Genomic DNA, 10,769 nt, shown 5'->3' with positions numbered 1-10,769 from the left:
GCGCTGTGGCGGTCGCGCACTCCTTCCGCAGCCATGCCGCGTCCCTCGGCGGGCGTCAGCCGCCGGGCTGGTCCGGCAGGGTGGGCACGACGACGCCGCGCCGTTCGCTCGCGCGGCCACCGTCGGTCCCGCCCAGGCGCGGGCCGAGCAGGCGCGGATCGGGCAGGGACCAGTACGGGCCGGTGTCGTCCGTGGTCGGACCGTGCGGGACCCGACCGGCGCCCGGCCCGGCGCGGACGGCGTCGGCGACCGGGGCGATCGGCCCGGTGATGTCCGGCTGCGGCGGAGCCGGATCCCCGCCGTGTGGGCGGGCCGGCTCGCCGCCCCCGTCGGCCAGCGCCGTCACGACGCGGACGAGGTCCGCCGCGACGCCGGCCTGACGGTCCAGCTCGCGCCCGACCAGCTCGAGCCGCTGCGCCCACGACTGCCCCGCCCGGTCGGTCCAGGCCTCGGCGACCCCGGCGGCCAGCGCCGAGGTCCCGGTGACGGCAGCGTCGAGCTCCTCGGCGACGCGTCTCCACGCGACGGCCTGATCCAGCAGGCCGGCGCGGCCCGGCTGCTCGGGTACCGGGTCGGGGTCGGTCATCCGCGGTCCGCGACCGCGCCGGGCGAACGGCCCCCCGCACCGGGGTCGACAGCACCGGAGTCGACTGCACCGGAGTCAGCGGCACCGGGGTCAGCCGCCCGCAACGACGCCGCGACGGCCCGGTCGGTCTCGTCCGCCCGCGCCGCGGCCGCGGAGGCCGCCGAGGCGAGCGCCAGCAGCTCGTCGCGGGCGCGTCGCACGGACTCGCGCAGACGCTCCTCGACGTGCCCGACCCCTACGCCGGCCGGCCCCGCGGCGGAGGTCCCGGGGTCGGCCCGATCCAGGCCGTCGGCGATACGGCACGCGGTCACGGCCGCGCGGCGCAGACCGTCCGGGTCCAGATGCAGCTCCGCCGACATGGCGACCAGGATCCGCCGAACCCGCCCTCCGCGGGCGCGATCGGAGAGGACCGGTCGCAATCGTGACGGCTGAGCCCCGGTGATCGCCGGGATCGGGCGGAGGCGGCCACGGGTGGCCGGACCTGCCCGGTCTCGGTGATCGTCGACGAGCCCACCGGCAGGGGTCACGACGGTCAGCGGACTCCCGCGACGACCTCGGCGAGCGTCCCGGCCACGGCCTCGGCCGTCTCGGCGGTCGGGGCCTCGACCATCACCCGGACCAGCTGCTCGGTGCCGGACGGGCGCAGCAGCACCCGCCCGGTGTCGCCCAGCTCGGCCGCGGCGCGGGCCACCGCGTCGGCGACCGCGGGCGACTCGGCGACGGCCGTCTTGTCGGTGACGGTCACGTTGACCAGCACCTGCGGCAGCGGGACGACGACACCGGCCAGTTCGGCCAGCGGCTTCCCGGTGCGCGCCATCCGCGACATGATCCGCAACGCGGTCAGCAGGCCGTCGCCGGTCCTCGCGTGGCCGGGGATCACGACGTGCCCGGACTGCTCCCCGCCGAGCGCGTACCCGCCGGCCCGGAGCTCTTCGAGGACGTAGCGGTCCCCGACGGCCGTGGTGGTGACGGTGATCCCGGCGGCGCGCATGGCCAGGTGCAGGCCCAGGTTGCTCATCACGGTGGCCACGAGCGTGTCGCGGGTCAGCTCGCCGTCGTCGTGCATCGCGACGGCCAGCACGGCCATGATCTGGTCGCCGTCGACGACCTGCCCGGCGGCGTCCACGGCCAGGCAACGGTCGGCGTCGCCGTCGTGGGCGATGCCCAGGTCGGCGCCGTGCGAGACGACGGCGGCCTGCAGCGGGGCGAGGTGGGTCGAGCCCACGCCGTCGTTGATGTTGAGGCCGTCCGGGTCCGCGTTCAGCGCGACGACCTCGGCCCCGGCCCGCCGGTAGGCCTCGGGCGCCGCGGCGGACGCGGCGCCGTGCGCGCAGTCGACGACGACCCGCAGGCCGTCCAGCGGCCGCGTCTCACCCGGCAGCGAGGGGATCGTGACCAGCAGGTGCTCGACGTAGCGCGACAGCGCGTCCGGGCACTCGCGCACCCGTCCGATCGCGGCACCGGTCGGCCGCTGCGCGACGGTCTCGAGGCCCTTCTCGATCTCGGCCTCGACCGCGTCGTCGAGCTTGTGGCCACCGGCGGCGAACAGCTTGATGCCGTTGTCGGGCATCGGGTTGTGCGAGGCGGAGATCATCACGCCGAAGTCGGCGTCCAGCTCCGCGACCAGGTGCGCCACACCGGGGGTGGGCAGCACGCCGACGCGGACGGCGTCCGCACCGGCCGAGGTGAGGCCGGCGACGACCGCCGCCTCGAGCATCTCACCGCTGGCGCGCGGGTCCCGTCCGACGACGGCCACGGGCCGCCGTCCGGTGTCGCGGGCCAGGGTCCGGGCGGCCGAGGCACAAACACCAACGGCGAACTCCGGAGTGAGGAGCTCGCCGTTGGCCAGGCCCCGGACCCCGTCGGTTCCGAAGAGTCGACGCATCCGGGTATTCGATCAGCGCTTGGAGTACTGGGGCGCCTTGCGGGCCTTCTTGAGGCCGTACTTCTTGCGCTCCACGGCACGGTCGTCACGGGTGAGGAAGCCGGCCTTCTTGAGCGGCGGGCGGTCCTCGGAGTCCAGCTCGACCAGGGCACGGGCGATCGCCAGGCGCAGCGCGCCTGCCTGACCGGAGGTGCCGCCGCCGCGCAGGTTCGCGAAGATGTCGAAGCGCTCGACCTTCTCGACCGTGTTCAGCGGGTCCTTGATCAGCTGCTGGTGCAGCTTGTTCGGGAAGTAGTCCTCGAGGGACTTCCCGTTGAGCGTGAAGTTGCCGGTGCCGGGCAGCAGGCGCACCCGGACGATGGCCTCCTTGCGGCGGCCGACGGTCTGCACCGGGCGGTCCCCGAGAACGGGGGCCTCGGCGGCGAACGCGTCGGCGTCGGTGTCGGCGGAGTCGCCGATGCCGTAGTCGACGTCGGCCACCTCCTCGCCGATCGGTGCGGAGAGCTCGGACTCGACGGCCTCGGCCTCGACGCCCTCGCTCTCGACGGCGTCGACGACCTCGGCGGGCTCGACGACCTCGTCGGCGGGTCCGGTTTCGGGGCTGGTCACGGGCTGTCCCTCTTCGTTGCTGTCGGCAGTGGTCACTGGGCGACCTGGGTGATCTCGAACGGCTGCGGGTTCTGCGCGGCGTGCGGGTGCGACGGGCCGGCGTAGACCTTCAGCTTCTTGGCCATGGCGCGACCGAGGCGGTTCTTCGGGAGCATGCCCTTGATCGCCTTCTCGACCAGCCGGTCGGGGTGCGTGTCGATCATCTGGCCGACCGAACGCGACCGCAGGCCGCCCGGGTAGCCGGAGTGGCGGTAGAGGAACTTGCCCTCGCGCTTGTTGCCGGAGACGGCGATCTTCTCCGCGTTGATGACGACGACGAAGTCGCCGGTGTCCATGTGCGGGGCGTAGGTCGGCTTGTGCTTTCCGCGCAGCAGGGTCGCCGCGTGGGTGGCGAGCCGACCGAGCACCACGTCGTTGGCGTCGATCACGTGCCAGGCGTGGGTGATGTCGCCGGGCTTGGGGCTGTACGTGGGCACGGATCTACCTCGTCGTCGTTCTCGGCTGCGGGTGGACGACCTCGTCGGCTGCGTCCACTCTGGTGTCACTCGTCTAGCTGGTGCGGCGCGGTGGACGCCGGTGACCGGTCTCGATCGCGGGTCTCCACCGCAAGCACAACGAGTGTCAAGCGTACCCGCCGATCCCCGAGAGGCTCACGGGCCCCCCATGGGGACGACGCCGGCCCGTGGACGCTCCTGCGTGGGCGCCCGAACCTGATCGTCCGAAGACCCCATCGTACGTCCGCGTCCACGGGCCGGCGTGGCCGGGCGCCTCACGCCCTCCAGCGGGCGGCGTTGGCCTGCTCGGTCTGCCGGTAGTTGTCGTGCGCGGCGCCCAGCGCGGTGCCGATCTGTGCGAGCACCTGGGCCAGGTCGTTCGCCGAGGTGTCCCACTTGCGCTGGGTGACCTGGTAGTCCTCGGCCGCCTGCCCGCTCCAGGTGGACACCATCGGGGCCAGGAACTTCCTCAGGTCCTCGAGCTGGGTCCGGATCCGTCCGGCCGTCGCGGCCACGTCGGTCTGGGCGGTGGACAGTGCGCTGAAGGTGACCTTGATCTCGGGGCTGCTCATCGTCGCTCTCCCTCTCAGCCCAGCGCCGACGCGATGCCGGACATGGCCTGGGCCTGGTCCTGCTCGCGCTGCTCGTAGCTGGTGCGGGAGCCCTGCAGGGCCCCGCCGATGGTGTTCAGGGCCTCGTTGAGCTGCTGTGCGTCGGTGTCCCAGCGCTGCATCAGCCGGACGAACTCGACCGACGCGCGGCCGGTCCAGAGCCCGGCGAGGGGCTCCAGCTTCCCGCGCAGGCCGGCCAGCTCGGCGCGCACGGACTCGTTCACGGCCCCGACGTGCTGGGCCGCCCGTGCCATCTCCTCGGTCGTCGTTCCGAAACCGTCGGCCGTCCCGGCCATCGCGGTCACCTCGTCCTCGTCGTCGTGTCCCGCCCCGACGTCGGAGTGTCGGGGCCCGGCGCGGTGTGTCGCGTCCGCATCGGGGACGGTCGCAGCGTGCGGGGGCCCCGGCGGCCGTTCCGGGAGTTCCGTTCGCGCCCGCGAACGGCCGCCGACGACCGGGTGCGACCGAGGCGGCCGCGGCGGCCGGTACGACCGGTCAGCCGGCCGGGCGCACCGACCCGACGACGGCGGCGCAGGCGGCGGCCACCGCGGGCGCGTCCGGACGCCGGCATCCGACGACGAGCTCGTCGGTGCCGGCGAACAGCACGAACCAGTCGACGTCCGCGCCCGGACCCGCCTGGTGGTAGCGCAGGACCGGGCGTCCGGCGACGGTGTCGGCGCGGTAGTCGCGCAGGTTCTCGGCCGCGGCCCGGCGCCGGAACTCCGCGGCCAGCTCGGCGCGGGCCCGCTCCGGTTCCACCGCGCTGTCGTAGCCCAGCGGGGCACGTTCGACGGCGATCAGCTCGGCGCCGTCCGGCGAGCCGGTGCGGGTGAGCAGCGTGCGGCGGCGTTCGGGCAGCCCGCCGGTGTGCTCCCAGCCCGCGGGCAGCGCCGTCGCGTAGCCGTACTGGACCAGCGCGGCACCCTGCGCTGGTTCGGACGCGGGCGCGGGCGCGGCCGGTGCCCGCCCGGCCACCGTGCCCGCGGCGACCAGCGCGATCCCGAGCGCGGCGACGACCGGCGCGCCCCGGACGCGCAACCACCCACGACGGGCACCGGCCCCCGACGCGAGCGGGACGTCAGGGCTCCCGCCGGGGCCGTGCACAGCCCTGGTGTCCCGCTCACCCACCGGGCCGGGACCTGCGACGGCCGGGACGTCGAGCGCTCCGAGGACGGCCGCGTCCTCGGGGACCTCCACCACCCGGACCGGGACGTCGACGGCGTCGTCGAGCAGCTCGGCCAGCGCAGGGGTCCGGGCCAGGCCGCCGGCCACCACCACCTCGACCGCCCCGGACCGTCGGACGACCCCGGCCGCTGCGGTGGCCAGCTCGGCCAGCACCGGGCCGAGCACCGCGCGGGCGCCCTCGGCGTCGCACGGTCCGCCGGACGGCACGGCTCCCTGCGACAGCGACTCCCGCACGGCCCGGGCCCGCGCCGGCGCCATCCCCATCGCGGCGCCGAGCTCGGTGTCGAGCCGGTCCCCGCCCACGTCCACCCGGTGCGACGGCATCGCCCGCTCCCCCACGACGACCGTCAGGTCGGCACCGGAGGCACCCGCGTCGACGACGAGCCGGGGCGCCCGATCCGTCTCGGCGCCGTCCGGGCCCGGTCCGGCTCCGGGCGAGCCGGGACCCCCGGGACCGGCGAGGAGCGCGAGCGGGGCGGGGACCGTGCGCACCACCGCGGCCCACTCCCGCAGCTCCGCGACGGCCGGCCCGACCCCGTCCGCACCCGCGCCCGCCGGGTGCACCAGCACGACGACCGGCACCGGCGCGTCGCCGTAGAGCGACTCCAGGGCGGCGGCGGGCGAGGTCCCGGCGGGCAGGGTCGCGACGATCCCGGCCCGCCCGTCGGCGCCGCGCGCGGCGAGGCGGGTCGCCGACGTCCCGGCCTGCACCGCGACCGTCGACACGACGGGCGACACGGCAGGCGACACGACGGGCGTGGGCGACACGGCAGGCGACACCACCGGCGTCACGACAGGTCCGGTTCCAGCCACGCGAGCTGCACCCGTCGAGCGCCGCGACGCCGGTCCACCAGCACCGAGCGCCCCGGCGGTAGCGGGGCCGGCTTCACCGACTCGACCAGCGCGCCCTCGTCCGGGCTCCCGCTGCCGACCAGGCCGGGCGCGCCCAGCTCGCGCAGCCGGCCCAGCACCGGGTCGAACAGCGACCGCCCGGCGCCGCCGCTGCGCCGGGTCAGCACCACGTGCAGGCCGACGTCCTTGGCCTGCGGCAGGAACTCGGTCAGCGCCAGCAGAGGGTGCGGCGAGCCGGACCCGGTGGGGGCGACGAGGTCGTAGTCGTCGACCAGCAGCCACACCTCCGGCCCGCTCCACCAGGACCGTTCGCGCAGCTGGCGGGGGGTGACGTCGGGCCCGGGCAGACGCCGCCGCAGCGACCCGGCGATCTCGGTCGCGGCGTCCGCGGTGGCCGCGGCGGTACTGGCGTAGCCGATCAGATGGGTGTCCGGCACGGCGCCGAGCAGCCCCCGCCGGTGGTCGACGACCACGATCCGCGCCTGCTCCGGGGTGAACCGCTCACAGATCCCGCGGGCCAGGGTGCGCAGCAGCGTGGTCTTGCCGGCCTCGGCGTCGGCGAAGCACAGCAGGTGCGGCTCGTCCGGGTCGAGCTCGACGGTGGCGAGGCGGTCCTCATCGACGCCGATCGGGATCCCGCGTCCCGGCCCGGGGGGCAGCTCCTCGACCGTGATCCGGTCCGGCAGCAGCCGCACCGCGGGCACCGACGGCCCGTCCCAGGCCGCGGCCACGGTGCGCAGCGCGGCCGCGGCGTCCCCGTCGTCCAGGGCGGGCGCGGCGATCACCGCCGGCTCGGCACCCATGCTCGTTCCGCCTGCGCTCCTCTCGGTGTCAGGGGCCAGCCCGTGTCCAGGACGCGACGGCACCGCCGCCGCGCGCCGACGGTCGATCTCGGAGTCCGACGGCTCCCCCAGGCGCAGCTCGACCCGGCTGCCGAGCAGGTCCTTCACCCCCGAGCGGATCTCGCTCCACCGCCCGGCGGCGACGGCCAGGTGCACGCCGTAGGACAGCCCGTGCCCGGCCAGCGCGGTCAGCCGGTCCTCCAGATCGGCGAACTCGGTGCGCAGCGTGAGGTAGCCGTCGACGACGAGCAGCAGGTCGGTGGCCGGCTCCTCGGCGAACTCACCGGCCGCGCGGCGAGCCCGGAACTCCTCCACCGACCCGACGCCGGCCTCGCGGAAGCTGCGCTCGCGCCGGTCCAGCACGGCGCCGAACTCGGCGAGCGTGCGGCGCACCAGGTCCGGCTGCTGGCGGTCGGCGACCGTGCCGACGTGCGGCAGCCCGGCCAGCGGCCCGAGCGCACCGCCGCCGAAGTCGAGGACGTGGCAGCCCAGCTCGTGCGGGGTGTGGGTCAGCGCCAGCGCGAGGACGACCGTGCGCAGCGCCGTCGACTTGCCCGACCGCGGCCCGCCGACGACGGCCAGGTGCCCGGCCGCACCGGACAGGTCCAGCACCAGCGGGTCGCGTCGTTGCTGGTAGGGCCGGTCGACCAGCCCGATCGGGGCCGAGAGCCGCCCGACCGGCCCGGACGCGCCGAGCCCGCGCCCGGGTACCGGCGTGACCGGCCCGAGCACCTCGGTCAGCACCGGTGGGACGTCGAGCGGCGGCAGCCACACCCGGTGCGCCCGCGGCCCGGGCCCGCTGACCGCGGCGACGAGAAGCTCCAGGACCGACGCGGCCGCCGGGGCGGGCAGCTCCGGCGGGTCGGGCTCGACCGGCCCGGGCGCGGAGCGCGGCGGGGCGAGCTCGAGGACCGGGCGCGCGTGGAACGGGCGGGCGCGCCGGCGCAGCACCCGTCCGGCGACCGCGACCGGCGCCTGCGCGGGCGGCGGGCCGGAGACGTAGGCGGCCCGCAGGCGCAGCAGCTCGTCGGTGCCTGCGGAGAGGAACGCGGCGCCGGGCGTCGGCGGCAGCTGGTGGGCGTCGGGCACCCCCAGCACCGCGCGGGACTCGGCGGCGGAGAACGTGCGCAACGCGATCCGGTAGGACAGGTGCGACTCCAGCCCGCGCAGCCGTCCCTCGTCCAGGCGCTGCGAGGCCAGCAGCAGGTGCAGCCCCAGCGACCGGCCGAGCCGGCCGATCGTGACCATCAGGTCGATCATCTCCGGGCGCTGGGCGAGCAGCTCGGAGAACTCGTCGACGACGATCAGCAGGGCGGGCAGCGGAGCCAGCTCGGCCCCCGATCGCCGCGCGGCCTCGTAGTCGGCCGCGCCGACGAAGTTCCCGGACGCGCGCAGCAGCTCCTGGCGGCGGGTGATCTCGCCGGCGATCGCGTCGCCCATCCGGTCCACCAACGTCAGCTCGTCGGCCAGGTTGGTGATCACCGCGGAGACGTGCGGGAGGTCGGCGAAACCCAGGAACGTCGCGCCGCCCTTGAAGTCGACCAGCACCAGGTTCAGCTCGTCGGCGGAGTGCGTGGCGACCAGGCCCAGCACCAGCGTCCGCAACAGCTCGGACTTGCCGGACCCGGTGGCGCCGATGCACAGCCCGTGCGGGCCGGCGCCGCCCTGTGCGGACTCCTTGAGGTCGAGCAGCACCGGACGCCCGGATGCGTCGGTGCCCAGCGGGACGCGCAACCGGTCCGGTTCGCTGTGCCGCCGCCGCGCGCGCAGCGCGGCGACCCGCTCGGCGGACAGGCCGTCGAGCCCGATCAGCTCCGGCAGCCCCGACGGGCCGGACGGGCCCTCGTCGTCGGCGCCGTCGAGGGTCTCGGCGGGCCGGTAACGGGCCAGGCGCCGGGCCAGCGCGCGGGCCTCGGCCACCGTGAACGCGTCCGGGCGGCCGAGCCGCGCCGAGGGCCGGGCGTCCCCGCCCCGGGCCAGCCGGTCCGGCCCGACCGCCAGGCGCACCACCGACGGCGCCGCCCGGCGTCCCTCCGGCGCGCCGACCCGCAGCACGGTCACCCCGGGCACCCCCGCCCACGGGCCGGGCCCGGCCTGCGCGCCGTCGGTCACGACCAGCAGGTGCCGCTGCCCGGCGACGGCCTCCCCGACCCACCAGCGGCGCACCTCGTCCGCGTCGCCGGTGAGCATCCGCACCGGCCCGACGGCGTCGGTGTGACGCGGGTGCGCGGCGTGCGGCAGCCACTTCGCCCACTCCCAGTGCGCCGTGGCCTCCCCGGACGCGACGACGGCGAGCTGCGCGTCGGCGGGGCTGTGCCAGAGCACGTACTGCGCCACCATCGCCCGGGCCAGCGCCCGCGCCGGGCCGGTGTCCCCGTCACAGGAGGGGTCCGGCTCCAGCCAGATCGTCGAGCTGGCCCGGGTGTCCACCGCGACCGGCAGGTCCGCGACCAGGGAGTGCCGGCGCAGGAACTGCCGCAGCGCCAGCGCAGAGATCGGTTCCAGGCTCTCCACCGGGCCGGTCTGCGGCGCGGTCAGCCGGGTGGCCAGGCGTTGCGCCCCGACGCCGACGCGCAGCTGCCCGAAGTCGGTGTCGGAGGCGCGGCGCTCCCAGAGCCGGCCCGCGGCCAGGACCGCGGGCCACGCCGCCGGGTCCGGGTGCACGGTCTCCAGCGCGTCGCGCTGCTCGCGGGCGATGTCGCCGACCTTCGCCGCGAGGACGTCGAGATAGCGCAGGTAGTCGCGGCGGTCCTCGTCCATCGTCGCGGTCCGCGCGCCGGCGCCGCGCCCGCCGCCCCCGCTCGCGAGCATCCCGAGCGCGGAGATCGCGAACATGCCGCCGAACATCCAGGACGTCGGCTCCTTCGGTCGCATCATGATGAACCCGAGCGAGCCGACCACCATCACCAGCGGTAGCAGCCGCCCGACCAGTCCACCGGGGACGACGCGTTCGGGCTCGGGCGGCGGCTCCAGCACCAGCTCCCCGCCGGGGGTCCGGGGGACGGTGCGACGGGGCCTGGGCACCCCGACCGTGCTGCTCATGGTTCCCGCTCCTGACGTCCGCGAGGTGCTCCGGCCCGGCGGCCCCGCACCGCGTCGCGAGTTCCGCCGAACGCCCTCGGGAGGTGGGCCGATGTGCCGATACTGGCAGCCGTCCCGGGCTCCCCGGGGCCGTTTCGCGAATGTCCCGACCACCGTCGTCCGACACGCAGGGAGCCGAGAAGGCCGTGCCCGAACCGCAGCGCACACCGGTCCTGTCCGCGGCGCCGTCCGGCCTCTGGGCGCGGGTCGGAGTGATCACCCCACGCGGACGGGTGGACCTCGCGCTCCCGGCCGACGTGCCGGTCGCCGAGCTGGTCCCGATGGTGCTGGAACTGATCGCCCAGCCGGCCGCGGGCGCGGGCGGGGCCCCGCAGCCGTGGCGGTTCAGCGGGCCGGCCGGGGGGCCGCTGCCGGCCGAGGCGACGCTGGCCGGTCTCGGCGTGCTCGACGGCGAGCTGCTGCACCTGGGCCCGCGACGGGCACCGCTGCCGCTGCCGGTGTTCGACGACCCGGCGGACGCGCTCGCCGCCTCGGTGCGCGAGTCGGCGGGCGCGGACCCGCTGGCGCACTGGGCCGGGCCGCTGGCCGCGCTCGCCGTGGTGACGGCGGCGTCGGCGGTGCTGGCGACGGTCCGGGCGGTGCCGGGTGCCCCGGTGACCGCGG

Annotated in this window: 10 protein-coding genes; 1 reads left to right on the top strand and 9 read right to left on the bottom strand. The window is 76.5% G+C overall.

Going from position 1 to position 10,769, the window contains the following annotated elements:
- Positions 1–55 precede the first annotated feature (55 nt).
- From I4I78_RS24270 to eccCa, 9 genes are all read right to left on the bottom strand, one after another.
- Complete coding sequence (locus I4I78_RS24270; protein ID WP_218613795.1) at positions 56–586, bottom strand: hypothetical protein; 531 nt, start codon at positions 584–586, stop codon at positions 56–58.
- The gene (locus I4I78_RS24265) at positions 583–945 is read right to left on the bottom strand and encodes a hypothetical protein (protein ID WP_218613794.1); all 363 of its coding nucleotides are present in this window, start codon (positions 943–945) and stop codon (positions 583–585) included. The genes I4I78_RS24270 and I4I78_RS24265 overlap by 4 nt, the downstream gene beginning before the upstream one ends.
- A 173-nt stretch (positions 946–1,118) precedes the next feature.
- Complete coding sequence (gene glmM / locus I4I78_RS24260) at positions 1,119–2,471, bottom strand: phosphoglucosamine mutase (RefSeq protein ID WP_218613793.1); 1,353 nt, start codon at positions 2,469–2,471, stop codon at positions 1,119–1,121.
- A 12-nt stretch (positions 2,472–2,483) separates the two neighbouring features.
- Complete coding sequence (gene rpsI, locus I4I78_RS33950) at positions 2,484–3,080, bottom strand: 30S ribosomal protein S9 (RefSeq protein ID WP_308252322.1); 597 nt, start codon at positions 3,078–3,080, stop codon at positions 2,484–2,486.
- A 32-nt stretch (positions 3,081–3,112) separates the two neighbouring features.
- Positions 3,113–3,556 (bottom strand): 50S ribosomal protein L13, encoded by a 444-nt coding sequence (gene rplM / locus I4I78_RS24250; protein ID WP_218613792.1) that lies wholly within the window; start codon positions 3,554–3,556, stop codon positions 3,113–3,115.
- A 293-nt stretch (positions 3,557–3,849) separates the two neighbouring features.
- On the bottom strand, positions 3,850–4,146 hold the full coding sequence (locus I4I78_RS24245) for a WXG100 family type VII secretion target (protein ID WP_218613791.1): 297 nt from the start codon (positions 4,144–4,146) through the stop codon (positions 3,850–3,852).
- Between the two features lie 14 nt (positions 4,147–4,160).
- Positions 4,161–4,481 (bottom strand): WXG100 family type VII secretion target, encoded by a 321-nt coding sequence (locus tag I4I78_RS24240; protein WP_218613790.1) that lies wholly within the window; start codon positions 4,479–4,481, stop codon positions 4,161–4,163.
- A gap of 199 nt (positions 4,482–4,680) precedes the next feature.
- The gene (locus I4I78_RS24235; protein WP_218613789.1) at positions 4,681–6,138 is read right to left on the bottom strand and encodes a type VII secretion-associated protein; all 1,458 of its coding nucleotides are present in this window, start codon (positions 6,136–6,138) and stop codon (positions 4,681–4,683) included.
- 20 nt (positions 6,139–6,158) lie between these two features.
- Positions 6,159–10,106 (bottom strand): type VII secretion protein EccCa, encoded by a 3,948-nt coding sequence (eccCa, locus tag I4I78_RS24230; RefSeq protein WP_218613788.1) that lies wholly within the window; start codon positions 10,104–10,106, stop codon positions 6,159–6,161.
- 185 nt (positions 10,107–10,291) lie between these two features.
- Here eccCa and I4I78_RS24225 point away from each other — a divergent pair.
- Positions 10,292–10,769: EsaB/YukD family protein (locus tag I4I78_RS24225; protein WP_218613787.1), on the top strand; the 478-nt coding region annotated here is incomplete at its 3' end.

This window comes from Pseudonocardia sp. KRD291, assembly GCF_019263595.1.
GTDB lineage: Bacteria > Actinomycetota > Actinomycetes > Mycobacteriales > Pseudonocardiaceae > Pseudonocardia.
Note: the sequence above shows the minus strand (reverse complement) of the source record. Positions and strands in the feature narration are given on the sequence as shown.